This is a genomic window from Prosthecobacter sp. (assembly GCF_044222565.1).
Lineage (GTDB): Bacteria > Verrucomicrobiota > Verrucomicrobiia > Verrucomicrobiales > Verrucomicrobiaceae > Prosthecobacter.
Genome location: NZ_JBGANA010000011.1, coordinates 102,156 through 127,151, shown reverse-complemented (window position 1 = coordinate 127,151; position 24,996 = coordinate 102,156). Strand labels below are relative to the sequence as shown.

The window sequence follows — 24,996 nt, the reverse complement described above, 5'->3', positions numbered from 1 at the left end:
GGTGGGGGTCGTCCAGATCTATAACGAACCTCGCGGTGCGTTTTGCGTTCAGATTTTGCCTTTTCTGGGTTGAAATGTCCAACTCTTTCCCGTCTTTCGCCAGTCCTATGCCAGAAATCTCCACTTACACAGGCGGCATCGCCGCCACCAATGGCCACCTGATCACCTTGCCAGGGGGCACCCTGCTGGTGGATGCCCCTGAGGGGATAGGCGCATGGCTTAAGCGGCAGAATGTCAAAGTGGATGCCCTGTTCCTCACCCACCAGCACTTTGACCACGTGCTGGATGCCGCCGCCGTGAAGGCCGAGCATGGATGCCGGGTCTACTCCTTCGCCCAGTATTCGCGCGAGCTGACACTGGAGATTCTCTACGGTGCGGTCACAGGCAGCCCCTTCTCTGTTCCGCCCTTCGTAGCGGACGAAATCCTCGAAGGAAAAAACGAACTCGAGCTCCTCGGCGAGACATGGAAGCTCTACCACGTGCCAGGGCATTCGCCAGACAGCCTCTGCCTCCACCTGCCCTCCCAAAATCTGCTCTTCGGCGGTGATGTGCTCTTTCTGGACAGCGTCGGGCGCACCGATTTCCCCAATGGCTCCGGCGCGCTGCTGCTCAGCGGCATCATCAAGAAGCTCTTCGTGCTGCCAGATGCCACCCGCGTCTTCCCCGGCCATGGCGACGACACCACCATCGGCCGCGAGCGGATGGAAAACCCCTACCTCACCTGATGCCACAATCATTCCATGACCTGACCTTCGATCAGCTCCGCGAGCAGATCGTGGCCGCAGGCCTGCGCCCCGCCCATGCGGGCACGCTGTGGAATACGCTGCACTTCCGTGCCATGGCCGATCCCCTGGCCCGCGAAGATCTCCCTCCGCCGCTGCGCAGGTGGCTCACGCAGGTGCTCGGCGACGGCTCCTGGATGCTCGATGTCCCGCCCGTCTCAGTGGACACACCGAGTGGCGACGGCCTCACGCACAAGTTCCTCCTGCGCATGGCAGATGGTCAGGAGATCGAGACCGTGATCATGGGCTACACCGGACGCCACACCGCCTGCATCAGCACCCAGGCCGGGTGCGCCATGGGCTGCGTCTTTTGTGCCACCGGGCAGATGGGCTTTGTGCGCCACCTGCGTCCCGGCGAAATCGTGGCCCAGGTGCTGCATGCGCAGCGCAGTGTGCGCGCCAAGGGTGAAAAGGGCCTCCGCAATCTCGTCTTCATGGGCATGGGCGAGCCGCTGCACAATTACGACTCCGTGATGACCGCCCTGGACATCATCTGCGACACGCGCGGACTGAACATCGGCCCCAGCAAGATCAGCGTCTCCACCGTCGGCGTGGTCCCGGGCATCCTGCGTCTGGCGGCGGAGAACCGCCCCTACAACCTCGCCGTGAGCCTGCATGCCGCAACGGAGGAGGAACGCGCCAAACTCATCCCCGCCAACCAGCGCTGGCCGCTGGCCGAACTCATGGCCGCCTGTCGCAGCTACAATGCGCAGACGGGCCGCCGCATCTTCTTCGCCTGGACCTTGATCGACGGTGTCAATGACACCCCCGAGCATGCCCGGCGCATCGCCGATCTGCTCCAGGGCCTGGACGCGCACATCAATCTCATCCCGCTCAACCGCACGGATGGCTACACCGGCGAGGAAAGCAGCGACAGCGCCGCCGACACCTTCCACCGCATTCTGCAGGATGCCGGCTTCCCCTGCACCATCCGGCAAAGGCGAGGCATCGATGTCGCGGCGGGCTGTGGTCAGCTCAAGGCGGCAAAGAGGGAGAGGCGGAAGCTGGTGGCCTGATGAACTCCCGGTGAAGCCGGCGTGAAATCATCTCCATAAATGGAGCAGCACTTGCTGTTGTCTGGGAAAGAGTATCCTTGGGCCAGTCATGTCCGCTCGCATTTTCCTTCTGAATCTGTTCGCCTGCCTGTGGTGCGGCCTCATGCTGGGTCTGCGCTTTCATCTGGCCGGGCACCTCCACTACGCCTTCATGATGTGGAACCTCTTTCTGGCGGCCATACCACTGGGACTGAGCCTGGGGCTGCGCAGGATCAACAGCCTCGTGTTTGCGCTGCCGCTGCTGGCGGTGTGGCTGCTGTTTTTTCCGAATGCACCCTACGTCCTCACGGACCTGCTGCATCTGAATGAGACCCACTCCCCCGTGCCCAAATGGCTGGACCTGCTGATGCTGCTTTCGTTTGCCATCGTGTCGCTGTGGTTCGGCTTTCAGTCCATGCACATCGTGCAGCATTGGTTTGCACGGAAGTTTTCTCACGCGACGGCCTGGTGCGTCACGGTCGGCACTTTGGGGCTGAGCGGCTTTGGTGTTTACCTCGGCCGCTTTGACCGCTGGAATAGCTGGGACCTGGTGCACAGGCCCTTTTCACTGCTGGGCCGCATCGCCGGCTACATCCTGCATCCGCTGGCAAACACGCGCACCTGGGGCTTCACGCTGGGCTTTGGCACCCTGCTCATTCTTGCCTACCTGTTCTGGTTCTCTGCCACGCATGATCACCGCCGGGAGGATTGAATGGTGTCCCACTACGATCCCAGCCATGACCACCTGCTGCTCTTTGATGGCGTCTGCCATCTCTGCGACAACAGCGTGAAGTTCATTCTGAAGCGCGATCCAGGAGGCAAAATCAAATTCGCGCCCATCCAAAGCGCGCTGGGCAGCAGGCTCTACACGGAGCATGGCCTCGATCCCGCCGCACCGAATGCGATGCTGTTTATCACTCCGCGCGGCGCATTCAAAGCCAGCGACGCCGCCCTCGAAATCGCCCGCACACTCGGCGGCGTGTGGAAGCTCGCGCTTGTCTTCAAACTCCTGCCTAGTGTCCTGCGCGATGCCGCCTACTACATCATTGCCCGCAACCGCTACCGCTGGTTCGGCAGGGATGATGCGTGCATGATGCCGACGCCGGAACTGAGAGCGCGCATGCTGGAGTAGTACGATAGACACTCCTGTCTGTCGCTCAGCGCTCCCTCGGACACACACCAGCTTCAGTGCGCCGCATGGCAAAGGACGTGTTTGAAACACCAACTGAACGACTAAGCGCATGCTCCGTGGAGCGCGGAATTTATTCCGCAGAACGTCGCAAACACCCACAGGCCAGAAACACGGCTTCCAATAGGTGGCAAGCACGAGCATGCTGAGGAGCGCCAGTGGCGTAGCAGGTGTGAGTGAAAGTGGAAGGCGGAGTTGCTGGAGGCAGCGGAGTTCTGCGGAATGAATTCCGCGCTCCAAAAGCGCTTTGGCCCGCGACGTTGCAACAGGTTTCAAACACGGCCTAGCGCGCTCGCGCACATCGCTTCGCTGATCAGGCACCGAATGGCCACTCGCACACCAGAGGTGTTTTCCAGCACTGATCGACTTGCTGGAGTGCCCATCGTACTTCTCCCTCGCAAACCCTGCACACCCCGTGCTAGGATTGCCAATGCCGCAAGCATCCCCCACCCCGACCACCACCCGTGAACGACTTGGCTTTGTACGTGTCGCCGCCGTCTCCGCGGAACTGGTGCTGGGAGATGTGGCGAAGAATGTCACGATCCTCGCACGTGAAGCCCGCACGCTGGCGCAGCGCGGCTGCCGCCTGGCCGTCTTCCCGGAGCTGTGCCTCACCGGCTACTCCTGCGCGGATCTGTTTCATACCAATGCTCTTCTGGCTGCCGCTGTGAAGGGCCTGGCCGACCTCGTGGAGGCCACACAAGATCTCCCCTGCGTGTTGGTGGTGGGCCTGCCGCTGCGGGTGCAGGACAGGCTTTACAACGTGGCGGCGGTGCTGGCCAAAGGTCGTCTGCTTGGATTGGTGCCAAAGACTTATCTGCCCAATTCAGCGGAGTTTTATGAACGCCGCTGGTTCTCGCCTGCCCACACGCTGAACCTTTCAACCCTGCGCCTGAACGACCAGGATGTCGCCATCGGCACAGACCTCGTTTTTGAAGTGCTGGATGTCCCGGGCTTCGTGCTCGGAGTGGAGATCTGCGAAGACTTGTGGACGGTGATCCCGCCCTCAAGCCACCTCGCGCTCGCGGGAGCCATGCTGCTGGCCAATCCATCCGCGAGCACGGAAGTGCTTGGCAAGGCCCCGTATCGCCGCCACCTCGTGGCACAGCAGGCGGCTCGCTGCCTGGCGGCTTATATCTATTCGGGAGCGGGTGCCGGTGAATCGACCACCGATGTGGTTTATTCGGGACATGGACTCGTGGCGGAAAATGGCAACCTGCTGGGCGAGACCGAACGCTTTTCCTTCGAGACTCGCAGCGTCGTCGCGGACGTGGATCTGCAGCTGCTGGCGCATGAGCGCCTGAAGAGCACTTCCTTCCGCGATGAAGCGGGAAGCATCGGTTTCCGCCGTGTGGCCTTCAGCATTGGTGCGGCTCTCGGCGGCGATGACAGGCTGCAGCGCCCGCTCTCGGCGCATCCGTTTGTGCCTTCGGCCAAGGCGGACCGCGCTGCGGTATGCGAAGAAATCTTTGCCATCCAGGCCACGGGACTCGCACGCCGTTTGAAACAAGCACGCGCCAAGACCGCCGTGCTGGGACTCTCCGGCGGTCTGGACTCCACTCTGGCGCTGCTGGTGATGCTGGAGGCCATCAAACGTGCTGGCATGCCGCTGAGCTCGGCACTGACGATCACCATGCCGGGCTTTGGCACCACCTCGCGCACGAAGGGCAACGCCGAGAAGCTGGCCGAGGCACTCAATGTCGAGCTGCGCAGCATCTCGATCACGGATGCGGTGAGGCAGCACTTTGCGGACATCGGCCATTCGGAGCATCAGCACGATACGACGTATGAAAACTCGCAGGCCCGTGAGCGCACGCAGATCCTCATGGATGTGGCCAACAAAACCGGCGGCATCGTCATCGGCACCGGCGATCTCTCCGAGTCGGCGCTGGGCTGGTGCACCTTCAATGGCGACCACATGTCCATGTACCACGTGAACGTGGGCGTGCCAAAGACGCTGGTGCGCTACCTCATCGAATGGTGCGCTGAAGGCCCCTTCGCGGCCAAAGCAGGAGACGTTCTGCGCGACATCGCAGACACACCGATCTCCCCGGAGCTGCTGCCGCTCGCGGCGGATGAATCTCTGCAGCAAAAGACCGAGGACACCGTCGGGCCGTATGAGCTGCATGACTTTTTCCTGTTCCACTTCGTGCGTCATGGCAGCAACGCGGAGAAAATCCGCTGGCTCGCCGCGCAGGCATTTGCCAGCCGCTACGACGAGGAAACCATCGCGAAATGGCTGGCGCTGTTCTTCAAACGCTTCGCCCAAAACCAGTTCAAACGCTCCAGCGTGCCGGATGGCCCCAAGGTCGGCTCCGTGGCCCTCTCGCCACGTGGCGACTGGCGCATGCCGAGCGATTATGCGGGTGACTTGAACTCCTAAAACAAACGCAACGTCATGAAATCCTTCCTCGCCTTCCTCTGCCTGCTCCTCTGCACCTGCTCGCGCAGCAACAAACTCATCATCGGCACGGACGCCACCTACCCACCGTTTGAGTTTGGTGAAAAATCCGGCGAGCTTGCCGGAGTGGACATCGAGGTGGGGAAAGAGATCGCCAAGGCGCTGGGACGCGAGGTGGAGTTTCGCAACATCAACTTCGACGGCTTGATCACCGCGCTGCGCACCGGTTCCATCGACCTGGTGATCTCCTCCATGTCCACCACGCCGGAGCGGCGCCAGTCGATCGATTTCTCCGAGCCCTACGTGAAGACCGGACTGGCCGTTCTGGCAGCGAAAGACTCCACCATTCAAAACGCCGCTGATCTGAAGGCCCCCGGCCGCAGGATCGTCGTGCGCCTCGGCACCACTGGAGAAAGCTGGGCACGAGAAAACCTCAAGGACGCCAAAATCATCGCCCTTGATGCCGACGTTTCCTGTGTGATGGAAGTGGTGAACGGAACCGTGGATGCGTGGATTTATGACCAGGTCTCCATCATGATCTACCACTCCAAGCATGCCGAGAAAACTCGCGCGCTGCTGGCTCCGCTGCGCGAAGAGGTGTGGGCCGTGGGACTGAAGAAGGGCAACGAAGAACTGAAGGCCAAGGTAAACGAAGTCATCCAGCGCATGCGCACCGACGGCACCTTCACCAAGCTGGCCGAGCGCTTCATGGCCAAGGAAAAGAAGATGATGGAAGACCAGGGCCTGCCCTTTGTGTTTGAGCTGAAATAAGCACAAGCCGACCTCGTTCGGAGTGCGGTCGCGAAGTGAGGCACGAACGCAGCTACCGCTTTCCGACGTGAGGAAAACGGCAGCGAACGACCATTCGAATACGCGAGCGGGAGCGCGCAGTCACTCGCAAGCGCGGTCAGCTCTCGCAGGTCAGGAGTCGTCCGAAAGCGGTAGCTGCGCTCATTCTTCGCTGCGCGACCGCACTCCAAATAATCCCGGCTACTTCGCCAGCTCAAAGCCTTCTGGCTTCAGCCCTTTCTGAAAGCCGCCGAAGCCGTACATCGTGGGCTTGTATTCACCCACGATGCTCACGTCGGCCTTCTCCGGCACCTCCAGTCCGAGGCCCCAGTACACGCCGTTGACCACCATGCGGCGGAGGCCTTCGTTGGTGAGGTCGGTGGCGGCGCCCATGGTGGAGGCGATGATTTTGTTTTCACTGCCGCCTTCGTTTTTCACCGTGCGCAGCCAGGCCACGGGCATCATGGGACTGTTCACGTCCTGCTCCACCTTGGCGGCGGTGGCTTTTTTGTAGCTGGCGGGTGCGGTGTCCGGCGTCATGCCCTGCAGGATCTGCCCGCGCACGAGGATGGTCGCATCCGCAGGCGGCGCAGCTTCATACACGTCGGTGTTGGCAAAGAGATCGCTCACTCCACGCAGCACGGGATGGCCGGCATTCGCGGCTTCGATGATGCCCTTCGTAGCCTCCACCTTGTGCTTGCCCCAGTGGCTCACCCAGGTCTCGCCGAGGAATTTTTTACCCCAGCCGCCGTTGTTGTTGAAATTCCACGCGGCATACGGGCTGTCCTTGGCGTAGCCGCTGAAGGCATGCGTGCTGGTGCGCAGCGCGATGATGGGCACGCCGCGGTTCACGGCGGCTGCAAACTTCCTGCTCGCGGCTTCATCCCAATGGCGGAAGCGCAGCAGCATCACAATGGCATCGGCAGAATCCAGCGCCTCCGGATGGCTGAGGCTGCCGCCTGCGGTGGGATCGATGCCCCCATCCGTGCCGAGGCTGAAAAGCACGGTGCATTTGAAGCCGTGGCGCTGGCTGAGCAGCTTGCCGAGCATGGGCATGGCCTCCTCGCTGCGGTATTCCTCATCGCCGGAAAGGAGCACGATGTGCTTTCCTTTGGCCGTGCCCGCGGGCTCATACACGACGTGGTCGGCGGCGGCGCAGAGGCTGGAGGCGGCGAACAGAGAAAAGAGCAGGTTTTTTATCATGGTGGTTGGGTGAGATTGGCGGAGGATGATCCATACGTCCCGACAAGGCCAAGCATTTCCTCGGCTCTGCGACAGGCGTATGAAGATCCAGCACCTCCCTGCCTCATCCTCCTCATGATCCCGAAATTCCCCCTCATTCTCACCCTTCTGGTTGGCGCAGTTTTCGCCTGGCTCTGGTCCACAGATCACACCTTTCGCGCTGCGAGCGTGATGCTTCTCCTGCCCCTGTACCTCCTGCTTCTCGGCCTGTGGTGGGCGCTGCACAAGAGTGGCGTGCGCCTGAAGCGGCTGGGATTGTTTATCCTCGGAGTCATCGTCATCGGGGGCGGAGCTCGCTTGCTGCTGCGCTATGAAGGCTCCGCTGACGGCTCGGCCATGCCCAGCCTGGGCTGGCGCTGGCAGAAGCAGGAAGTGCTGCCATCCCTCAAAGGGAATGCCGAGGCAGCCCCAGGCCCTTCCGCCACTCCGCCCGGAGCGGCGGACATGCCACGCTTTCTCGGCGCCAAAGGAGATGGCGTGCTGCCGGATCCTGGCTGGCAGACCGACTGGAAAGCCCACCCGCCGCGCGAGGTGTGGCGCATCAAAGTTGGAGACGGCTGGGCAGGTTTTGCGGTGGTTGGCGGCCGTGCCATCACCCAGGAGCAACGCGGCACAGAAGAGTACGTGACCTGCTATGACCTCGCCACCGGCAAGCTGCTGTGGTCTCACGCGGACGAGACTCGTTTTGATGAGCCCATGGGCGGAATCGGCCCGCGTTCCACGCCCACCGTGGATGTGCAGGAGAATGTGCTCTTCTCCCTGGGGGCCAAAGGTTTGCTCAACTGCCTGGAACTCAGCACGGGAAAAGTCCGCTGGAGCAAAGATGTGCTGAAGGACGGCGCCAGCACGAAAAGCCCCGAGTGGGGCAAGAGCGCGGCTCCGCTGCTCGTGGGAGAATACGTCGTCTGCAGCGGCGGCGACAAAGGCGAGTCACTCATCGCCTACCGTCGCAAGGACGGCCAGGTGGCATGGACCGCGGGAGAAGACGGAGGCAGCTACAGCTCTCCTGTGCTGCTCACGCTGGCAGGACGCGAGCAGATCGTGAATCTGAACGCCAACTCCGTCACGGGGCATGATCCCGCCAGCGGCGCGGTGCTGTGGAGCTTTGAGTGGCCGGGCATGTTCCCCAAAGTGGGGCAGCCAGTGCAGGTGACGCCCGAGCGCATCTTCATCACCAGCAGCTATGGCTTGAAAAGCCACCTGCTGGAGATCAAGGCGGATGCCGGTGGCAAGCTTAGCGCGACCTCAGTGTGGGAAAGCAAGGCACCGCGCACGAAGTTCAGCAGCGCCAGCGTCTTCGGCACCCATGCTTATGCGCTGGATGAAGGGACTTTCTGCTGCGTGGACCTGACCACCGGTGAGCGCGGCTGGCGCGAAGGGCGCTACGGCTTTGGCCAGCAGATCCGCGTGGGTGAGCAATGGATGCTTGTGCAGGCAGAGAAAGGCTTTGTCGCCCTGGTGAAAGCCAGCCCAGAAAAGCTGGAAGAGGTCTCACGCCTTGAAGCCCTGAGCTCGAAGACCTGGAATCCTCCCACCCTGGCAGGCCGCTGGCTGCTGCTGCGCAATGACCACGAGGCCGTGTGCTATGAAGTGCCCGCGAAGTGATGCGAGACGCAGAGATTTTCAGTCAGCTGCGGTCGGCAATGCTTTCCCCTTGGGGTGACAGTGTCGCCACTGCGGACGAGCAATGTTACAATCGGTCGAAATCAGGTCTATGGGTAACCACTCAGAGTTCAAACAGCAGGCGCCTGCCGGATCGTAGGATGGGCGTGGCGACAGCCCGCCCGTCTGCGAGCGTACCGCAAGCCACGTGGCGTACGACCATCCTCGCAGTCGGTCGGTTTGGCGGATGGAGCACTCTCGACGCCAAACACAACCAACCTACAGCCCGAGCGCCACAGCAGACCCGTTTTCAATGGCTCGTGATATTCACAAGCCACCCCTCAGCTATTGGCGCCTGCCGGATCGTAGGATGGGCGTGGCGACAGCCCGCCCGTCTGCGAGCGTACCGCAAGCCACGTGGCGTACGACCATCCTCGCAGTCGGTCGGTTTGGCGGATGGAGTATTGGAGCGTAGGAGCACTCTCGACGCCAAACACAACCAACCTACGGCCCGAGCGCCACAGCAGACCCGTTTTCAATGGCTCGTGATATTCACAAACCACCCCGCAGCTACTCCTACCAAATATGGTGGAACCAGCGGCTCACAAAGCCACGCGCGGCATCGGGCTTGATGTAGCGCAGGCCATCTCCAGAAGCCATGGATGGCAGCTGCATCGGACCTTTTTGATTGATCACCTTCATGGATTTGATCTCGATGCGCGCCACCGGGCAGTCGTTGGCATCCACCGGCATGATGGAGATGCGCTTGATGGTTTCCAGGCCGGAGACCACCTGGCCAAAGACCGTGTATTTGCCATCGATGGCGCCGTAGTTGCCCAGTGTGATGTAGAACTGGGAGCCGTTGGAGCGGCGCTCAGGATTGACCTTGTCAGAGCGGCGTGCCATGGCCACGGCTCCCACGCGGTGCCGCAGTTTGATCTCAGCGGGAACGGTCTTTTCCTCGCCACCGGTTCCCCATTTGGTCCGGGCGGATTCATCCGAGGTCAGCGGGTCGCCGGTCTGCACCAGAAAGCCTTCGATGGCGCGATGGAATGCCAGGCCGTTGTAGAAGCCGCTGTCGCATTTGTCGATGAAATTGTTCACCGTCTGCGGAGCGTCGTTTGGAAACAGCTCGATCATGACCGTTTCACGTGCACCGCCAAACGCGACCTCCATGAGCGCGATCTTGTGCACGGAGTCCTTGGCCCACAGCGAAGGATCCTCGGCACGCTGCGCCGGCAGACGCATCGGCGTATTGGAATTGTAGTTTTGGCTTGTGCCTTTCGTGGCTCCGCTCGTCCCTTTGTCCACGGACTGGAAGAGAGCCTTCTGCGCTTCTTCCGCCAGCTTGTCGATCTCCGCCGTCGAGGGAGCAGGAGTAGTCGCAGGCGCAGGTGCGGGCGAGGTCGTGGGTGCTGGAGCCAGCCCGGGCCGGAGAGTCTCCGGCGCCTTGGTCTGCTGGGCGTTTGTTGCGACGTGGAAGCCAAGGGCCAGCAGGCAGGTCAGAAGCGGGGTCTTCACTAGGCGAGCGTGTGGTTTGAATGCGGGACGGGAAAAGAAAAGCCGGGCGACTGCCACTATTTTAGCGCAGGTTTGGCGGGATGGTGGCGCTGCCGGCCGGGGCTGGGGAAACCGGGGCTGGAGCCGAGGAAGGCGCAGGTGCAGCACTAGGAGGATTCAGGCTCATGGGGGCGGACTGCTCAGCCTGCTCGGCACGGGCATTGTACTTATAATGCATGCGCGGGTTGCCGCGAGGTTTGCGTGCAGGAAGGCCCCAGGCCACATCATAAGCGTCCTGCTGCGCCACCGTCGGCGTTCTGGAGTCGTAGTGCTCAAAGGAGCACGAAGAAAGGCTGGCCGAGGCAAGCAGGGCGGCAAGAAAATAGCGCAGTGGAGTCATTGGTTTGGCTGAAGTGAGTGCTTGTTTAACCATGATAGTAGCGGGGTGGCTCTAGCTGGCAAGATCGAAGTCTTGGACCCCGGCGTATGGATTTCGTTCAGTCTCCACGCACCAAACGCACGGCCACATGCTCTGTGTCTGGCAGAATGTGTTTGCGCAATTCTATGGTAACTCCGGCGGCTCCAAACTCCTCCAGAACGCAGGCCGCCATCTCCGCCGCCAGCGTCTCGATCAGCCGGCGTGGTCGCTCCGCCGCCAGCGCCTGCAGCCGTGCGGCCACCGCCGCGTAGTCGATCGTGGCGCTGATCTCGTCGTTCATCGCCTCAAAGCGGCTGCGGACGCGCAGCACCACATCGGCCACCAGCACCTGGCTGCCGGCACGTTCCTCCTCCGGAACGCCGATGTGCGTCGTCAGCCGCAGCGCGGAAAGGTGGATCTCATCGAGGGGAGTCATAGCCGGATCATGACACAAGCTTCCGCCGCATGCACTCGTCCAAAAGAATGCGCGTGGGGATGTTCAGGTCCATCTTCAGCGCCTCCTCCAGCGGCAGCCATTGAAAGGCCTGCGCCTCCTCATTCAGCACCACCTGCGGCTGCGCCTCCGCACAGCGGGCGATGTAGTTCAGCAGCAGAAAATGAGCCGAGCGCTGAAACTCGGACGGCTCAATGCAGTCCTGCACCATCACAAATTCGATGTCCTGCAGCGTGAGAGCGGTCTCCTCCGTGATCTCACGCTCGAGCGCGGCCAGGCAGGTCTCGCCACGTTTGATTTTTCCTCCCGGGATGCCCCAGCGGTGGCTCCACTTGTGCGTGCGGATGAGCAGCATCTCGCCCTTCGCATTGAGGATGAGCGCTCCCACCGTCGGCACCGGATACGCGCTGTCTTTGCCGCTCAGGTCTCCCAGCAGCGCGGGCAGGCGGGAGAGATCCCGCACCAGCAGATCTGGCTCTGCCGTCAGCAGAGTCTCGGCGGTCTCATACCCGGTGCAGGTGGCGATGCTCAACACGCCCGCCGCTTTGCCCGCGTCAATATCATGCCGCATGTCGCCGATGAATGCGGTCTCCCCGGCGGCCATGTCCAGCTCCGCCAGCAGGGTGTGAATTTCCGAGCGTTTGTCGATGACCCCGCAGCGCAGGATTTCAAACGCATCCCGCAGCCCCAGCGCCTCCGCCTGGGCGGAGACGTGCGGCAGGGGCGCACTGCTCAGCACCACCATGCGCCTGCCCGTGGCGGCCGCGTACTGGATGAACTCCGCCGCATGCGGCAGCAGCGTCACGCCTTCATGCACATGGGGAAAATGCTCCAGGTAGAGCTGCTGCAGGCGCTCCAGCGGCACACCGGGCAGCACCTCTTCAAAAAACTCCGTGTAGGGCAGCCGAAAGCGCGCCCTGAACTCCTCACGCGTCAGCGCCACGGCTCCGGCGGAGCGCAGCATGCCGTTCACGGCCTTCAGCACATTGGGCAGGTCGTCCGCCAGCGTGCCGGACCAGTCGAACAAGAGATTCCGAATCATGTGCGGACCGCCTTAGACGCTCGCACGCCCCTTTGCAAACCTTCTCCCCTTCCCCTTTCGGCTCACCGCCGCCGGCGCAGCAGCAGCAGGCCCGCCAGCCCCAGCAGCAGCGCGCTCCCAGGCTCCGGCACGGGCACTGCCGAGGTCACAAAATCGATGGTGTAATTGATCTGATCCGTGCCCTCCTGAATCCAGAACGTGTAGTTCCCGGAAGGCAGCGGACCATCGAAACCGATGCCGCCAAACTGCGGCCCGGCATCCAGCAGGGCGAGGAGATCGGTGTAGGTATTGCCAAAGCCGTCCGTTCCGTAGCCCCAGAGAGAATTGCTCAGGTGCAGCGAGGGATCGGAGGTCTCGATGGAGCCGCCATTGGCGATGGCCATGAACGACTCATTGAGCAGGCTGCCGCTGGTGGCGGAGTAGCCCGTCAGATTGATCCCCGTGAGCGACATCCCTGCATCAATCGTGAAATTCCAGATGTCCGCATCCAGCGGCCCGGTGCCGCCGAGCGAGCCCATCGTGCCCGTGAAGATGTTGTGCCCCAGCGTCAGCGTACCCACCAGCGTGGGAGCCGCGCCGTCATCCGAGAGATCGCCATCGAAGGGCTCATTCCAGTCCAGAGCCCTCGCCGACCCACAAAGAAGGGCCGACGCTACAAGCAGGGAGAGAAAACGCGAGAAGGGCATTCTATTACAATTATATTAAATATGGTTAATATTGTCAACAAGCGTAACTCATTTCCTTTGCCGAAGTTTCCGCCCCACCCCATTTCCGGCTCGCATCGCCCGGCCACGCACGGCACTCTGGCAGGCATGCGCCCTGTGATCGCCCTTCTGGCCCTGCTGTTTCTGCCCTCCTGCGTGCACGTTTTCACCACCCGTGTGGAGTATCAGGCCACCGCGCCGGCACCGAAGGTGGGAGAGGCGGCCTTTCGGGCTGAATTCATCCCCAAAGGCACGGAATCCGGCATCGCCCTCAGCGCCATGGTGGTGGGCGGGGCCATGGTGGCAGAGGTGGGCCCCTACCAGATGCGCCTGCATGCCTTTGGCCAGCCCGGGGACCAGCAGTGGTTTGAAATCAAGAGCCTGCGCCTGACCGGTGGTGAAAAACTGGACGCGCCCATGGAGCCGCGTGGCTTTGCGGGCAGAGCGGAGTTCAAGCCCACCAAAACCGCCGCGCAAACCCGCGCCAGCCTGCTGCTCGGCCCCTACATCAAGGTGGATGCCCGAACGCAGCGTGACATCACGCTGACCGCCGAAGTGCTGGTGATGCGCCGCAGCGGACCCGCACGCGGCACCCTCAGCATCCCGCTGAAGCTCAGCAAAACCCGCCGGCGCGAGAGCACCAACGTCGTCACGGAAATAGCGCGTGACATCCGCGACCGCGACAAGCCCATCATCCCCGACGCACTGCCGCCACCGCCAGAACAGCCGTAGAGAAAAAGGATTGCCCTCCTCCCTCACGCGCCCTGCCCCACGCGCTGCTCCGCTTCAGCCCATCTTCCTCCTCCTCTTCCTCTTACTCCTCCTCCCGGAAGCGCTGCCCTAGGTGTTCCAATCCCAGAACCGGGAGGAGGAGTAGGAGCAGGACGAAGAGGAAGATTCCATGCCCCGCGCCTCCGGCAGAGGCTCAAGATGATCCTCCTCCAACACGTGAGCCGCACTTTGGCGCTGGACAGCCCGCGCCCGCTCGTCTCCAATGCCGCGCCTCCGGCTTTTCTACAAGGCCCGGGGTGATTTCTTCAAAACGCAAACGTTCAACCACACTCAATCCAATGGGCAAAATTCAATTCGGCTCCGAGGTCTACACCTGGTTCATGCAGGGGACCGGCAAAGGCTACGACAACAAGCTCGACCACATGATCAAGGTCGCCTCAGAAGCAGGCTTCACCGGCATCGAGCCGATGGTGCTGGAAATCTCCCAGAGCGCGCTCGGCTGCTCCAAGTACTGGCTCGGCCCCCAGATCGATCCCATCAAGATGAAGGATACCCTTCAGCAGTACAACATGAAGCTCTGCGGCCTCGCCCTCGTCTGCGCCTGGGACGGCGACACCGAAGCCCCCAATGAAAAAGAAGCCGCCGACTTCACCATCGACTATTTGAAGCACTTCCCCGGCGCCATGCTCGGCACCGTCACCCTGCCCTCCGGCCGCACCAAGGACCTGCAGAAGCGCCGCCTCAACGTGGCTAAAAACGTCAACGCCGTCTCCCAGCGCGCGCACGATGCCGGCCTCGTCTGCTCCTACCACCCGAACTCCCCGCCCGCATCCCTCGTCCGCACCCAGGAAGACTACGACGTCGTCCTCAGCAGCCTCGACCCCAAAGTCACCGGCTGGACCCCTGACGTCGGCCACATCATCCGCGGCGGCATGGACGTCATCGCCACGCTCAGCAAGTGGCAGCACCTCATCAACCACATCCATTACAAGGACTACTCCGGCAACGGCGCCGAGCCCTGGGCCCAGATGGGCACCGGCAAGCTCGACTTCCACAAGATCACCGAGTTCCTCGTCGCCCGCAATTACTCCGGCTGGATCATCTGCGAAGACGAAGCCCACGGCGCCGTCGACGACCCCGATGGCATCACCAAGCAGAACGGCCAGTGGTGCAAAGACAACCTGTACCCGATCGCGGGGCTGTAAGGGCTGCGCTTAGCTGATTTGGAAACGCCATCTCCTGCGAGGGGGATGGCGTTTTTGCGTTGCAGCGGATCAGCGCCAGCACAGAGTCCATCCTGGTGGGCCACGACACCCAACTTCTCATCAACTCGCCAAGTCACCGAAAGCGCCATCCATGACACCAGCCTGTCGTGCCCTCTTTGACTACGCGTCACAACACGTGACTCCCGAGGCTGTTTCAGACTACTGTCCCAGCGACCCTGGCTATGCTGACTATGTGCGGGAGTTCACGGCGATCCTCGCTTCTGGATCACCTCCGCCCACTGCGCATTTCGACATCACCGAAACCATCGGTCTGACCCGATGGCATGATCCAGAGTTGGAAGCAGATCCAATGCGCTTTCGTCGGTTCCGCACCTTCACCAACTCCGTAGGGGTTGCCATGACCACCGGCCCCAAAGGTCCCGACGAAAACATGCCTGCAAACTACTTTGCCATCAGCCTGCTCGATGACGCGCATGCCTTGCAGGACTCACACCTGCTCCAACTCCTGCCGCCTGTGTTTGCCGAACTGCATCAGAGGGTGGTCAAGACTGAGTGGTCTGCGGGTGAGTCGCCCTTCTTGCTGCTCGGACAGCTTGTGCTGGCCTTTCTGGGTTTTGCCCCTGGCATTGATGTCATCCGCATCAGCGAACAGCTTGTTTCGGAAGCATGCGCACATCCTGGATACGCCACGCCCGAGTTTCTCTGGGACTGCACCGTTTATAACCAGCTTCACCACCGCTGGAAGAACTTCGTCGCTCTCTCATTCCCGCGTGTCCACGAAGACGACTCCATCGTTTCGCTCCGCGATGCTCTGCTCTATCCTGCAAAGTGAAGGATTCCAAACGCGAAAAAAGACGCCGGACACTTCACCTCAAGAAGCAATGAACATACGACACGCCCGCAATGCATCACTCGTCTCTTTCCTTGTATTCGTCAGCGGTGCGGCGACCGACGGATGGAGAACCTTTCCCGATCCGGTCCCACTGTGGGGCAGGATTTTGCTCGTCTTGATCTTCATCACTGACATGATTTGCCTGCCGATCGGCGTTCTCGCAGTCCACAAGGAGCAGCGGTTCGGAAAGCGTGTGATAGCGCTTTCTATTATTCCGCTTCTCGCAATCACTTTCATCTACTGGGTCGGAATAGCCTAGATAAAGCAGGCCGCTAAGCATCACGGGCGCCCTTTTTCAAATAGGCATTGATTGCATCATGCACCGCCGCCTCCAGCGCGATGCAATTTCTCGGACTGTATTCCGACCACCAGTACGCGACTCTCGCAGCCAGATATTCGATGTAAACGGTCCCAAGGGCATGATACTCCCTGTACTCGTCTTGATTCAGCTGGATGATGACACTGAACCCCACAGCCGACATATTGCAGTTCACGTCCAGATAGTACGCCCCCTCGTCCTCAAGGAAGAACCATGCGTGGGGTGCGTGTGAGACAACATGCATAAGGCAAAGAAGCAAACTCAGCATGCCCTGAGAGCGCGATCAAGCACGCAAAAAAAGCTGCTGCTAAAGAGGCAAAAGAAAATCAACCATTTCCGACAAATGCTTCACTCCAATCGCGCACAGCCCTTTTGGAGTGCGGTCGCGCAGATGCAAGGCGCAGGCCTGCATCGGAGCCACCACTTTCGCGGGGTGTTGAATGATCTTCGTATGCATCGCCCCCGCCCTCTCAGCACCAAAGGTGCGGCCTAGCGCAGCCCAGGGCAACGCCCTGGGTTTGCCAGCCCCCAGTTCCCTGTTTTAGAAAGGGAGAGCCCTGAAGGGGCGGCCTAACACCTGCCATTCCATTCCTGCCACGCCTCCACCCGCAATCGCAACGGACACAGCCCATGCCGCAATCGCTCGCGAACCTCTACATCCACCTGATTTTCTCCACCAAGGAACGGGTTCCCTGCCTCTCCTCCTCGGTGCGCCCAGACCTCCATGCCTACATGGCCACGGTGCTGGCCAATCTGAACTCCCCGGCGGTGCTCATCAACTCGGTGGCCGATCACGTGCACCTGCTCTTCAACATGGGCCGCACCGTCTCTCTAGCCCAGGTGGTTGAGGACGTGAAAAAATCGTCCTCCAAATGGATCAAGACGCAGGACCCGGCGCTGGCCGGCTTCGCATGGCAGGCGGGATACGGCGCGTTCTCCGTGAGCGAATCCAATGTGCCCAAGGTGGCGAACTACGTCCGCAACCAGGAGGAGCATCACCGAGTGAAGACGTTTCAGGAAGAGTACCGCGAGTTTCTCGCCAAACACAAAATTGCGTTTGATGAACGGTATGTCTGGGATTGAAACGACCCGTGCCGATGGTGATGTCGGACGCCACATGAATTAGGCCGCCCTTTCAGGGCTCGACCTTGGGGAATTCGGGGCTGCGGCCCTTTTCCCAGGGCGTTGCCCTGGGCTCCGGTAGGCCGCGCCGTTGGCGCTTAAACGATGAACTTCGCCGTTCAATGTGATGCTTGGACCAAATAGCGCGAAATCCCCTCCAGGCGCAGAAATTGTGGAAGTTGTTGACTCTGCCGAAAACGACCCAAGGCATGTAGCCATCCCCGGATGATTCGCCGTGAAGAACGCGTTCCGTCCGGGAGGGACAGCGGAGAAGGCAGTGAAGAACTCTGACCTCGCAACCAGCAGGAGACCCCGGCAGCCACGCCCGGCGGTCTTGTTCAACCACAAATAACGAACCACCACCGCCGCCGCGACGCCTCCGCTCGGCAGCTCCTGCGCCCGCATGCGGCCCGCCGCCGCGCCTACCCGCGCCTCTGCGCCCACGCATGCCGTCAGATTCATCCCAATACCACTTATTACCACTCAATACCATGAACGACACTGACACGAATCCGTACGACAACGAAAACGAGGACCTCTTCTCAACGAACGAACCCCACGCCAGCAAGACCGGCATCCCCGGCAGCCAGCCACCGGCCAGGACCCGGACCGGCAGGGCCGCCATCACTTACCCTCCCAGCCCTGTGCCGGGCATCTCGCTCGCAGCCTGGCACGGCGGGGCAACTGCAACAAATGCCACAAATCCAACGCCGGGGGATACGCAGGCACCACCAGCCGCTCAGCCCCAAAACAAGCCGGAGGCCAGTGCGGCTCCAAAAAGACAGCTGATCACTCCGTTTGTTCCGACGGCGGAAGACATCGCGATCTATGAGGCGACGACGCGCAAGAAGTGGCCTTTGCCTGGGAATGGCGCAGACTGTGCGCCACCCCACTCCAATACCGTGCCAGCCACCGTCTCGGAATACGCAGAAGAGGAACACGCCACCCACACCACACAGGCAAAAGCAGGGTTCTCACGTGAGCACCCCATCCCGGAGGATTCCATCCTCGCGGACTATCGCAACTTTGTGCGGGGTGTCTCCGAGCTGCCAGACGCACTGATCATCGCGCCAGCGCTGGCGCTGTGCGGCAGGCTTCTCACGCCACACGTCACCCTGGGATTTGGCACCGAGAAGCCGCTGACGATTTACAACTACGTGGCCACTCCCGCCGGTCTGCGCAAGAGCACCACCTTCGCGCCGGCGGAAATGATCGCCCGCAAGATCCTCACCAATGACGACATCATCGCGGGAAATGCCAGCGACTCCGCGCTGTTTGACACCTTTGAAAACCAGCCGCACCGGCTGCAGTTTGAGGATGAAGGAAACACCATTCTGCGAAGCTGGGAAACGAGCGCCTACGGCCGTGAGGTCTCCGCCCGTTACCTGAAGCTCTACGATGGCGCGCCATGGCACCAGAACTTCCGCCGCGAGAGCAAGGGCCACGAGGACGGCAAGGCCGAGCGCTCCATCCCGCAGGCCACGCTGAGCTTCTGCATCGGCAGCACCTTTGGGGTGGCCAGGCTTTCGCAGCTCGAGTCCGGCTGCGGCCTGCGCCGCCGTTTTGGCTTTTATGTGGCGACCGACCAGGCGCGGGACATCTGGTGGCCCGAGTCCCTGCACGATGGCGAACTCGACCGCCTGGCGGACCTCTTTGACAATCTGAGCCATCTCAAGGGCAGTGTGGGAAAGGAGTGTGTGACCCCCGGCGCCATGGACTACTGGATCATGCTGCAAAAGCGCAACCGCGAGCGCTGCAGGAGCATACCAGGATATACCAATGGCGATGAAAGCCTGCGCTCCAGCCTGAATGAAAGCCCCGTGCGCTGCCTGAAGCTGGCGCTCATCTTCCAGGCCTGCCGCTGGGCCAGGGAGCGGGACAGCCGCATCAACCCGCTGCTGATCACCGAAGACATGCTGGCCATGGCGGAGGCCCACCAGAACGCATGCCTGGATGCACTCGTGTACGTGGAGGGTGTGGGCAGGCGCACCGCCGTCAACGACACTGCCGAATGGGTGATGGCGCAGATCGCGGGAGATCACCTCCATGAGCCCGCGCGGCACAGCGCAGTGTACACCAGGACACAGCTCAACCGCCGCTTCGCCGCCAATCCCGGCAGGGCTGGCGCACTCACCGCCTCCCGCCTTTATGGCGAGATCCTGCCCCACCTCGTCGAGCTGGGCCGCTGCAAGCTGCACTCCAAAACGGGCAAGCTCGTCAGCTACGAGTTCCACTGGGAGTGACGACCCGCAAGCGCCCGCGTATCCCCTGCCGTTGGATTTGTGGCAGTTGTTGCACATTCTCCATCGCGCCAGGGGTTAAGGGCCTAGGTGCTCGCGTATCTCCTGCCGTTGGATTTGTGGCAGTTGTTGCACTCTCCACCGCGCAGCAGGCCCCGAACTCCTTATCAGACCATCCTTGACGGTAAGCCGTCGTGACTGTCATTGCCTGCGTCATGCCTCACACCTCCATGAAAACCATCGCCCATCGCGGAGGCATGGGCCGGGGCATGCAGAATGCGCCGGCGGGGGTGCGGCTGGCGGTGCGGCAGCGGATGGACTGCGTGGAGCTGGATGTGGTGCGCAGTGTGGGCGGCGGATTCCACTGCGCGCACCATGCGTGGAGCCCGAAGGCGGATCTGAATGACTGCCTGGCGGAGATGGCGCCGGGCATGGGCCTCGTGGCGCATCTGAAGGGGGGCTACACCGAAGGAGATCTCACCCGCGTCATGGAGGCGATCGCACTGCAGGTGCCTTTGTCGCATGTCACCTTCGCCTCCCATCGCACCGCCGTTTTACAGAGCCTGCGACGGCTCAGGCCCGAGGTGCGGCTGGCCCGCTTTGGCATCTTCCCTGCCCTCCTCTCGCTTTGTCGGCGGCAGCCCTGGGACTGCTGCATGATCAATCAACTGGTGCTGCCCCGCTGGCTGGTGCAGGCGCTGCAACGACGCGGCTATGAGGTGGTGGCCAGCTGCGTGTGGGAGCTGAGACCGAGGCAAAGCGTGCGGGAGCTTGGTGTGGACGGAGCGTTTGTGAATTTGTGAGTGGAAAAGCTGGCGCGCATACGTCCCTGTCCCCACCCTTAGCCAGCCCGACCATGAAAACACGCACCTTCACCTTTCTCCTGCTCCTTCTCTCTCTCGGCGCACTGGCCCTGCCCCGCGCCATGGCCGCCGATTCCCAATCGGTCTCTCTCATTCAGCTCATCGCCAATCCCAAGGCCTATGATGGAGTCCGTGTGCGGGTCATTGGCTTTCTCAACGTGGAGTTCGAGGGCGACGCCATTTACCTGCACGAAGACGACTTCAAGCACAGCATCACCAAAAACGGCCTCTGGGTGGACGCCAGCAGCATCAAGCCGGGGCTTAAACAAAAGTATGTGCTCATCGAGGGAACATTCGATGCGAAGATGACCGGACACATGGGCCTGTGGAGCGGGAGCCTCCAGGAGATCACCCGCTGTGAGGCGTGGCGATGAACTAGATCCACGTGCCCGGAGCCAAGCATGAACTTGCGCAAGGCTCGGCTTTAAACGAAACACCTTTATGAGCGAAGTGCTGATCGGCGGAATCGAAAAGCGGCAGATCGTCATTGTGGATTATGATCCGGACTGGCCTGCCAAATTTGAGCGTCATGCCGCCGTTCTCTCGCAGGCACTGGGTCCGAAGGCGCTCACGATCGAGCACGTGGGCTCCACCTCCGTTCCGGGACTGGCGGCGAAACCCATCATCGACATCGTTGTCGTCGTCGCGGACTCCGCGGATGAATCGTCCTACCTGGAGGCACTCGTCGCGTCCGGTTACGTCCTCCGTGTGCGTGAGCCGGACTGGCACGAGCACCGGATGTTTCGCACGCCGGAGCTGGACGTACACGTCCACCTTTTCTCCACCGGCTGCGTGGAATTGACGCGCCATTTGATTTTCCGAAACTGGCTGCGCACTCATCCCGAAGACCGGCTTCACTACGAGTCCGTCAAACGCAGTCTGGCGCAGGAAGACTGGACGGACATGAACGCGTATGCGAATGCCAAAAGTGAAGTGGTGGAGGACATCATCGCACGAGCATCCCCTGACCTCGCAGTGCCCTAGCATTGGGCAGGTTTGCCTCACCGGCTTTTACGGTGGAAAACGCTCATCTATGAAGGAAAGGATCGCTCTGCACGGCCAGTCTATTTCCGAAAGCGCCCGAATCCCATGAATCCCTACCAGCCACCGCTCTCCACGGACCCGCGCGACTCAGGGCCGCTGTACTTCAACCCAGAAAGCCCGCGCAGCTTTACTTTTTTCAGGGCCTTGGTGTTACTGCTCACCGCCTATTCCCTGGTCTTCTGGTATCTCACCGAAGACGTGTTTGACTGGGGCGCGCGCATCGCCTCCTGGCGTCACGAATACTTTGGCGATGACGGCATTCCCAGAGGCAGCATGAAGTTCAGAGGGCCTGAAGGAAGGGTGATCAGCCTTATCACCTTCCCATGGTCTTTGCTGGTCTATCCTGCGGCGCTGCTCGGAGTCTTTCTGCACCTTAGCCTCAGCATCTCGGAGCCGAAGCCCGCGCAAAAGATCCTCTCCCTCCTGTGCGCGATCGCGATGGCCGCCATTCTGGCAAGATTCGTTTATCTGGGCGTGTTTGAATGCGTCATGAGCAGTTCCTGAAATGGCGGTTCATGCAACAGCCTGTCATTTCATGGCATTTTTGGTGCCCCCGCCCATTCTGCGCTTGAGCCCGCACTCACAGCGCCCCATACTTCTTCGAGCTTCCCTGCCGCCGCGCGGCATGATTTTTCACCCCAGCCCTCTCTCACTGCCATGGACTATCCCTTCCAGCTGCCAGGTCACCCCAATCTCAATCTGAGCCTCCGCACCGGCGGATTCTTTTCAGGCGTCCAGATCTTGAAGGATGGTGTGCCGCTCAAGAGAGCGAAGGCCTCCATTCCGGTGCCGCTGGCCGATGGCTCGACGCTCGAACTCAAAATCAAGACGGGGTTCGACATGTTCACACCGAAAGTCCATTTCGCCGGCCAGGACATCGAGGTCATGCCACCATTGCCGGCACTGTGGGTCGTCTGGGCGTACCTGCCGCTGGTCCTGATCTTCGTTGGAGGCCTGCTCGGAGGACTCTGTGGTGGCTTGGCCGCAGGTGGCACGATATCGGTGCTGCGCAGCGAGCTGCCGCCCTGGGCCAGGATCACGATTGGCCTGTTTCTCCCACCCCTCGGCATCCTGGCCTACTGTGTTGCGGTGTTCGTCCTTTTGCAGGCACGCCAGTGAGGCGGGTCCGCGGCCTGCGCCCCATGCTGACGCGGCAGGTCTTCTCCACGCTTGCGTCGAGCATCGGCTTCGAAGAAGATGGCGCATGCCACGCTTCACGGGTTTTGAATACGGCATCCTCATTCTTGGACTCTGCCTCGTGCTCACCGGCACGACCATGATCGCCCAGCCCACTGAGGTGGATGTCGGGCGCCCCGGCTCCAGCAGGGGCGGGCTGCCTCCGACCTTTGAGCATGTCACCAAAAAAGGTGTGGTGGTGGCCGGTGGAGTTACTTCACTGGCCGGACTCGGCTTTCTCGGGACCTTGTTTTATGGGCGGAGGAAGCAGGGCGGTCCGCCCAAAGCTTGAAACAACCATGACGCGTCCATGTTAAAAAACGTGCCACCCCCACCGCACAGCAGAGCCGACTTCAGCCTCCCATGATCCTTCCATGCAACGTCGTTGTAGCATCCCAGCCAGCCAGCCCGGAGGACGCCTGGATTCTCCTGGCCTTTCCCTTCTTCTTCATCGGCATGTGGCTGCTGATCACGTTCATCATTTCGCGCACTGGCTGGGTGCGTTTTGCCAGGGCCTACCCCTGCCCCACGCGCCCGCCAGGCACGACGTATGTGTCGCCGTATGCCAGTTTCTCCGGCGCACGCTACAGCAGCGTCGTCAGCGGCGTCGCCACGGAAGGCGGCCTCTACCTGCGGGCCGTGCTGATCTTCAGCGCCTTTCACACGCCCTTTCTCCTGCCTTGGAGCAGCGTCACGCGTATCGAGCACCTCGACGGCTGGCTCATCAAAGGCTGGCTCCTGCACGTCAAGGATTCCGTTGGAAGCTTTCAGATCCGCTTCAGGCCAGCCTTTGAAGGCGAGCTCCGTCGCTACGTCCCCGTTCTGATGAATGCGTCTGCTTCATCCTCCTTTCCCTTCATCAAGTAGAAGAAAACTCTGCCCGCCATGAAAGCATTCGCCCTCCTGCTCGCCACGCTCCTGTTCATCACACGCCTGCAAGCAGCGGAGGTGGAAAGCTTGCTGGAGAAGTCACCTGATGGTGTGTTTGAGCTGGTGGCCATCAAGGACACCAAGCTCGATGACACACACTACGTTTTGCGAAATGCGAAAACGAAAGCCAAGGTGATAGCCGATGACAACGAATTCGGCGAGGACTACATCAATCCCGGATTTGGCAGTCCAACGCTCGAATGGAATCCAAAGAACAGCCGGCTTTTGATCATCGACGCCAAACTCTACCGGGACAGAGGAAACACGAGTACCGTCTTCCGCATCACCGACGACTCAAAGCTGGTTCTTGTGCCCACACCCGAGGATGCCATCCCCGACCGCTGGAACCCGGATGGCAGTATCGTGCTGCTCGTCAGACACGAGGATGTTTACCGATTTGATGCTGGAAAGAATGTGCTGACGCCGGTCAAAAGCCAGAAGGCGGGAAAGTGAACTCAGCCGCGGTCACGGGAACAAACGGGAAAGGATCACAAGCAGCAAAAGAACAAGAAGGCTCATGGTCGCCCCAGCCTGGGCCATGTTTGCTCCGCTCTTTCGCGATGCGCTGTCATATTTGTAAAACACACCATACGGCGTCTTCTCCTTGCTGACAGCGATGCCGATGCCGAGGATGATGCCAATGCCGCTGCCCACCAGGGCCAAAATCCACCCCAGGCGAAGCAGCATCTTCGGCGCAGGCTTGCCCTCTCTCACTTCATCCACATGCACCGCTTTTTTCTGCTCGATAGCGCCCACTGAAAGCTTGCGCTCCCGCGCGATCCTGCGTGCGTGAGCCAGGTCAAAAAAACTCCACTCCTCCGGCGCTGCGAGGATTTCCAGAATTTCATCGTCGGAGGCGTCGTGCAGGAAATGCCCGTCTGGCAGCGGCGTCTCCGCATAGGAGTCTTCCATCAAAGCGGAGGCTCTTGAGAGCACTTCACGCGGCACCAGGATCAGCTTGTCTGAAGGGCCTCCGGCGCGCCCGACTTCCATGATGTCAAAACCCGCCTTCGTGCCCGCCAGCCGGTGTGGGATGCCTGCTTTCTTCAGCAGTTCACTGGCCGCTTTCAACTCCTCCGGACTCGTGGTGCGCAGCAGCTCGCAGGCTTCCTGTGGGTCTTGCGATGTGTCTTCCATGCCTTGAAAGAAAACGTGAAAACGCTGAACGTGACAAGTATTTCCTAACCCACGACAAGGAAAACGCGGGCGCGGTCTGGCGACGTTTACACCACAGACAGTTGAAAACAGGTCTCGGCCTGTCCAGCAGGAGCTTGCACAAACACAAGAGGCCGGGT

At 61.1% G+C, this 24,996-nt stretch carries 29 protein-coding genes; 20 read left to right on the top strand and 9 right to left on the bottom strand.

All coding sequences use genetic code 11. The annotated features are described in order from the left end of the window. The first annotated feature begins 107 nt into the window (after positions 1-107). The 6 genes from ACILSR_RS17415 to ACILSR_RS17390 all read left to right on the top strand — a co-directional run bounded on the left by ACILSR_RS17415 (position 108) and on the right by ACILSR_RS17390 (position 6,177). Positions 108-725 carry an MBL fold metallo-hydrolase gene (locus ACILSR_RS17415; RefSeq protein ID WP_395751070.1) on the top strand — a complete coding sequence of 206 codons (618 nt, stop codon included), beginning with the start codon at positions 108-110 and terminating at the stop codon, positions 723-725. Beyond that, a complete protein-coding gene (gene rlmN, locus ACILSR_RS17410) occupies positions 725-1,798 on the top strand; it encodes a 23S rRNA (adenine(2503)-C(2))-methyltransferase RlmN (protein WP_395751069.1) in 1,074 nt (357 codons plus the stop codon). The genes ACILSR_RS17415 and rlmN overlap by 1 nt, the downstream gene beginning before the upstream one ends. Positions 1,799-1,886: 88 nt before the next feature. Further along, the gene (locus ACILSR_RS17405) at positions 1,887-2,528 is read left to right on the top strand and encodes a DUF1361 domain-containing protein (RefSeq protein ID WP_395751068.1); all 642 of its coding nucleotides are present in this window, start codon (positions 1,887-1,889) and stop codon (positions 2,526-2,528) included. Then, a complete protein-coding gene (locus tag ACILSR_RS17400; RefSeq protein ID WP_395751067.1) occupies positions 2,529-2,948 on the top strand; it encodes a thiol-disulfide oxidoreductase DCC family protein in 420 nt (139 codons plus the stop codon). A 487-nt stretch (positions 2,949-3,435) separates the two neighbouring features. Continuing rightward, a complete protein-coding gene (locus ACILSR_RS17395) occupies positions 3,436-5,388 on the top strand; it encodes an NAD(+) synthase (RefSeq protein WP_395751066.1) in 1,953 nt (650 codons plus the stop codon). A gap of 15 nt (positions 5,389-5,403) precedes the next feature. Further along, positions 5,404-6,177, top strand: coding sequence for a transporter substrate-binding domain-containing protein (locus tag ACILSR_RS17390; protein WP_395751065.1), 774 nt, complete (start codon positions 5,404-5,406; stop codon positions 6,175-6,177). A 219-nt stretch (positions 6,178-6,396) separates the two neighbouring features. Here the strand turns inward: ACILSR_RS17390 and ACILSR_RS17385 are convergent, their stop codons facing one another. Continuing rightward, positions 6,397-7,398, bottom strand: coding sequence for a ThuA domain-containing protein (locus tag ACILSR_RS17385; protein WP_395751064.1), 1,002 nt, complete (start codon positions 7,396-7,398; stop codon positions 6,397-6,399). A 114-nt stretch (positions 7,399-7,512) separates the two neighbouring features. Here ACILSR_RS17385 and ACILSR_RS17380 point away from each other — a divergent pair, with 114 nt between their 5' ends. Next, on the top strand, positions 7,513-9,042 hold the full coding sequence (locus ACILSR_RS17380) for a PQQ-binding-like beta-propeller repeat protein (RefSeq protein WP_395751063.1): 1,530 nt from the start codon (positions 7,513-7,515) through the stop codon (positions 9,040-9,042). Between the two features lie 573 nt (positions 9,043-9,615). Here the strand turns inward: ACILSR_RS17380 and ACILSR_RS17375 are convergent. The 5 genes from ACILSR_RS17375 to ACILSR_RS17355 all read right to left on the bottom strand — a co-directional run bounded on the left by ACILSR_RS17375 (position 9,616) and on the right by ACILSR_RS17355 (position 13,139). Beyond that, complete coding sequence (locus tag ACILSR_RS17375) at positions 9,616-10,560, bottom strand: peptidylprolyl isomerase (RefSeq protein ID WP_395751062.1); 945 nt, start codon at positions 10,558-10,560, stop codon at positions 9,616-9,618. A 61-nt stretch (positions 10,561-10,621) separates the two neighbouring features. Continuing rightward, complete coding sequence (locus ACILSR_RS17370) at positions 10,622-10,939, bottom strand: hypothetical protein (protein ID WP_395751061.1); 318 nt, start codon at positions 10,937-10,939, stop codon at positions 10,622-10,624. Positions 10,940-11,036: 97 nt separating this feature from the next. Beyond that, the gene (locus ACILSR_RS17365) at positions 11,037-11,393 is read right to left on the bottom strand and encodes a dihydroneopterin aldolase (RefSeq protein ID WP_395751060.1); all 357 of its coding nucleotides are present in this window, start codon (positions 11,391-11,393) and stop codon (positions 11,037-11,039) included. A 7-nt stretch (positions 11,394-11,400) separates the two neighbouring features. Then, positions 11,401-12,453, bottom strand: coding sequence for an NUDIX domain-containing protein (locus ACILSR_RS17360; protein WP_395751059.1), 1,053 nt, complete (start codon positions 12,451-12,453; stop codon positions 11,401-11,403). 62 nt (positions 12,454-12,515) lie between these two features. Further along, positions 12,516-13,139, bottom strand: a complete 624-nt coding sequence (locus ACILSR_RS17355; protein WP_395751058.1) for a PEP-CTERM sorting domain-containing protein — start codon at positions 13,137-13,139, stop codon at positions 12,516-12,518. Between the two features lie 126 nt (positions 13,140-13,265). Here ACILSR_RS17355 and ACILSR_RS17350 point away from each other — a divergent pair, with 126 nt between their 5' ends. The 3 genes from ACILSR_RS17350 to ACILSR_RS17340 all read left to right on the top strand — a co-directional run bounded on the left by ACILSR_RS17350 (position 13,266) and on the right by ACILSR_RS17340 (position 15,947). Then, a complete protein-coding gene (locus ACILSR_RS17350; RefSeq protein ID WP_395751057.1) occupies positions 13,266-13,889 on the top strand; it encodes a hypothetical protein in 624 nt (207 codons plus the stop codon). 338 nt (positions 13,890-14,227) lie between these two features. Continuing rightward, entirely contained in the window at positions 14,228-15,094 is an 867-nt protein-coding gene (locus ACILSR_RS17345; protein WP_395751056.1) for a sugar phosphate isomerase/epimerase family protein, read from the top strand. Positions 15,095-15,245: 151 nt separating this feature from the next. After that, complete coding sequence (locus ACILSR_RS17340) at positions 15,246-15,947, top strand: hypothetical protein (protein WP_395751055.1); 702 nt, start codon at positions 15,246-15,248, stop codon at positions 15,945-15,947. A gap of 76 nt (positions 15,948-16,023) precedes the next feature. On the opposite strand, the gene ACILSR_RS17335 is transcribed toward ACILSR_RS17340, so the two are convergent. Both ACILSR_RS17335 and ACILSR_RS17330 read right to left on the bottom strand, forming a co-directional pair. Continuing rightward, complete coding sequence (locus tag ACILSR_RS17335) at positions 16,024-16,287, bottom strand: hypothetical protein (protein ID WP_395751054.1); 264 nt, start codon at positions 16,285-16,287, stop codon at positions 16,024-16,026. Further along, positions 16,280-16,594: a hypothetical protein gene (locus tag ACILSR_RS17330; RefSeq protein WP_395751053.1), complete on the bottom strand. Its 315-nt coding sequence runs from the start codon at positions 16,592-16,594 to the stop codon at positions 16,280-16,282. The genes ACILSR_RS17335 and ACILSR_RS17330 overlap by 8 nt, the downstream gene beginning before the upstream one ends. A 362-nt stretch (positions 16,595-16,956) precedes the next feature. Here ACILSR_RS17330 and tnpA point away from each other — a divergent pair, with 362 nt between their 5' ends. From tnpA to ACILSR_RS17280, 10 genes are all read left to right on the top strand, one after another. Then, positions 16,957-17,409 carry an IS200/IS605 family transposase gene (tnpA, locus tag ACILSR_RS17325; RefSeq protein WP_395751052.1) on the top strand — a complete coding sequence of 151 codons (453 nt, stop codon included), beginning with the start codon at positions 16,957-16,959 and terminating at the stop codon, positions 17,407-17,409. Between the two features lie 530 nt (positions 17,410-17,939). Next, positions 17,940-19,691: a DUF3987 domain-containing protein gene (locus ACILSR_RS17320; RefSeq protein ID WP_395751051.1), complete on the top strand. Its 1,752-nt coding sequence runs from the start codon at positions 17,940-17,942 to the stop codon at positions 19,689-19,691. A gap of 227 nt (positions 19,692-19,918) precedes the next feature. After that, positions 19,919-20,491 carry a glycerophosphodiester phosphodiesterase gene (locus ACILSR_RS17315; protein ID WP_395751050.1) on the top strand — a complete coding sequence of 191 codons (573 nt, stop codon included), beginning with the start codon at positions 19,919-19,921 and terminating at the stop codon, positions 20,489-20,491. Positions 20,492-20,544: 53 nt separating this feature from the next. After that, positions 20,545-20,925, top strand: coding sequence for a hypothetical protein (locus tag ACILSR_RS17310; protein WP_395751049.1), 381 nt, complete (start codon positions 20,545-20,547; stop codon positions 20,923-20,925). A 67-nt stretch (positions 20,926-20,992) separates the two neighbouring features. Further along, positions 20,993-21,535, top strand: coding sequence for a GrpB family protein (locus tag ACILSR_RS17305; RefSeq protein ID WP_395751048.1), 543 nt, complete (start codon positions 20,993-20,995; stop codon positions 21,533-21,535). 105 nt (positions 21,536-21,640) lie between these two features. Then, a complete protein-coding gene (locus tag ACILSR_RS17300) occupies positions 21,641-22,099 on the top strand; it encodes a hypothetical protein (protein ID WP_395751047.1) in 459 nt (152 codons plus the stop codon). 153 nt (positions 22,100-22,252) lie between these two features. Beyond that, positions 22,253-22,714 carry a hypothetical protein gene (locus ACILSR_RS17295; RefSeq protein WP_395751046.1) on the top strand — a complete coding sequence of 154 codons (462 nt, stop codon included), beginning with the start codon at positions 22,253-22,255 and terminating at the stop codon, positions 22,712-22,714. 85 nt (positions 22,715-22,799) lie between these two features. Then, the gene (locus tag ACILSR_RS17290; protein WP_395751045.1) at positions 22,800-23,063 is read left to right on the top strand and encodes a hypothetical protein; all 264 of its coding nucleotides are present in this window, start codon (positions 22,800-22,802) and stop codon (positions 23,061-23,063) included. A gap of 71 nt (positions 23,064-23,134) precedes the next feature. Continuing rightward, entirely contained in the window at positions 23,135-23,638 is a 504-nt protein-coding gene (locus tag ACILSR_RS17285; protein ID WP_395751044.1) for a hypothetical protein, read from the top strand. Positions 23,639-23,656: 18 nt separating this feature from the next. Beyond that, positions 23,657-24,154 (top strand): hypothetical protein, encoded by a 498-nt coding sequence (locus tag ACILSR_RS17280; protein ID WP_395751043.1) that lies wholly within the window; start codon positions 23,657-23,659, stop codon positions 24,152-24,154. Positions 24,155-24,166: 12 nt separating this feature from the next. Here the strand turns inward: ACILSR_RS17280 and ACILSR_RS17275 are convergent, their stop codons facing one another. Beyond that, complete coding sequence (locus ACILSR_RS17275) at positions 24,167-24,838, bottom strand: hypothetical protein (RefSeq protein WP_395751042.1); 672 nt, start codon at positions 24,836-24,838, stop codon at positions 24,167-24,169. Positions 24,839-24,996: the final 158 nt, after the last annotated feature.

What these genes read in the sequence shown, in the direction of transcription:
- rlmN (WP_395751069.1), top strand. Translation starts at nt 725, where the DNA reads ATGCCACAATCATTCCATGACCTGACCTTCGATCAGCTCCGCGAGCAG.
- ACILSR_RS17320 (WP_395751051.1), top strand. Translation starts at nt 17,940, where the DNA reads ATGAACGACACTGACACGAATCCGTACGACAACGAAAACGAGGACCTC.
- ACILSR_RS17385 (WP_395751064.1), bottom strand. Translation starts at nt 7,398, where the DNA reads ATGATAAAAAACCTGCTCTTTTCTCTGTTCGCCGCCTCCAGCCTCTGC.
- ACILSR_RS17350 (WP_395751057.1), top strand. Translation starts at nt 13,266, where the DNA reads ATGCGCCCTGTGATCGCCCTTCTGGCCCTGCTGTTTCTGCCCTCCTGC.
- ACILSR_RS17370 (WP_395751061.1), bottom strand. Translation starts at nt 10,939, where the DNA reads ATGACTCCACTGCGCTATTTTCTTGCCGCCCTGCTTGCCTCGGCCAGC.
- ACILSR_RS17355 (WP_395751058.1), bottom strand. Translation starts at nt 13,139, where the DNA reads ATGCCCTTCTCGCGTTTTCTCTCCCTGCTTGTAGCGTCGGCCCTTCTT.
- ACILSR_RS17380 (WP_395751063.1), top strand. Translation starts at nt 7,513, where the DNA reads ATGATCCCGAAATTCCCCCTCATTCTCACCCTTCTGGTTGGCGCAGTT.
- ACILSR_RS17335 (WP_395751054.1), bottom strand. Translation starts at nt 16,287, where the DNA reads ATGCTTAGCGGCCTGCTTTATCTAGGCTATTCCGACCCAGTAGATGAA.
- ACILSR_RS17310 (WP_395751049.1), top strand. Translation starts at nt 20,545, where the DNA reads ATGAAAACACGCACCTTCACCTTTCTCCTGCTCCTTCTCTCTCTCGGC.
- ACILSR_RS17390 (WP_395751065.1), top strand. Translation starts at nt 5,404, where the DNA reads ATGAAATCCTTCCTCGCCTTCCTCTGCCTGCTCCTCTGCACCTGCTCG.
- ACILSR_RS17405 (WP_395751068.1), top strand. Translation starts at nt 1,887, where the DNA reads ATGTCCGCTCGCATTTTCCTTCTGAATCTGTTCGCCTGCCTGTGGTGC.
- tnpA (WP_395751052.1), top strand. Translation starts at nt 16,957, where the DNA reads ATGCCGCAATCGCTCGCGAACCTCTACATCCACCTGATTTTCTCCACC.
- ACILSR_RS17365 (WP_395751060.1), bottom strand. Translation starts at nt 11,393, where the DNA reads ATGACTCCCCTCGATGAGATCCACCTTTCCGCGCTGCGGCTGACGACG.
- ACILSR_RS17395 (WP_395751066.1), top strand. Translation starts at nt 3,436, where the DNA reads ATGCCGCAAGCATCCCCCACCCCGACCACCACCCGTGAACGACTTGGC.
- ACILSR_RS17315 (WP_395751050.1), top strand. Translation starts at nt 19,919, where the DNA reads ATGAAAACCATCGCCCATCGCGGAGGCATGGGCCGGGGCATGCAGAAT.
- ACILSR_RS17340 (WP_395751055.1), top strand. Translation starts at nt 15,246, where the DNA reads ATGACACCAGCCTGTCGTGCCCTCTTTGACTACGCGTCACAACACGTG.
- ACILSR_RS17360 (WP_395751059.1), bottom strand. Translation starts at nt 12,453, where the DNA reads ATGATTCGGAATCTCTTGTTCGACTGGTCCGGCACGCTGGCGGACGAC.
- ACILSR_RS17300 (WP_395751047.1), top strand. Translation starts at nt 21,641, where the DNA reads ATGAATCCCTACCAGCCACCGCTCTCCACGGACCCGCGCGACTCAGGG.
- ACILSR_RS17290 (WP_395751045.1), top strand. Translation starts at nt 22,800, where the DNA reads ATGCCACGCTTCACGGGTTTTGAATACGGCATCCTCATTCTTGGACTC.
- ACILSR_RS17285 (WP_395751044.1), top strand. Translation starts at nt 23,135, where the DNA reads ATGATCCTTCCATGCAACGTCGTTGTAGCATCCCAGCCAGCCAGCCCG.
- ACILSR_RS17345 (WP_395751056.1), top strand. Translation starts at nt 14,228, where the DNA reads ATGGGCAAAATTCAATTCGGCTCCGAGGTCTACACCTGGTTCATGCAG.
- ACILSR_RS17305 (WP_395751048.1), top strand. Translation starts at nt 20,993, where the DNA reads ATGAGCGAAGTGCTGATCGGCGGAATCGAAAAGCGGCAGATCGTCATT.
- ACILSR_RS17415 (WP_395751070.1), top strand. Translation starts at nt 108, where the DNA reads ATGCCAGAAATCTCCACTTACACAGGCGGCATCGCCGCCACCAATGGC.
- ACILSR_RS17330 (WP_395751053.1), bottom strand. Translation starts at nt 16,594, where the DNA reads ATGCTGAGTTTGCTTCTTTGCCTTATGCATGTTGTCTCACACGCACCC.
- ACILSR_RS17400 (WP_395751067.1), top strand. Translation starts at nt 2,529, where the DNA reads ATGGTGTCCCACTACGATCCCAGCCATGACCACCTGCTGCTCTTTGAT.
- ACILSR_RS17275 (WP_395751042.1), bottom strand. Translation starts at nt 24,838, where the DNA reads ATGGAAGACACATCGCAAGACCCACAGGAAGCCTGCGAGCTGCTGCGC.
- ACILSR_RS17280 (WP_395751043.1), top strand. Translation starts at nt 23,657, where the DNA reads ATGAAAGCATTCGCCCTCCTGCTCGCCACGCTCCTGTTCATCACACGC.
- ACILSR_RS17295 (WP_395751046.1), top strand. Translation starts at nt 22,253, where the DNA reads ATGGACTATCCCTTCCAGCTGCCAGGTCACCCCAATCTCAATCTGAGC.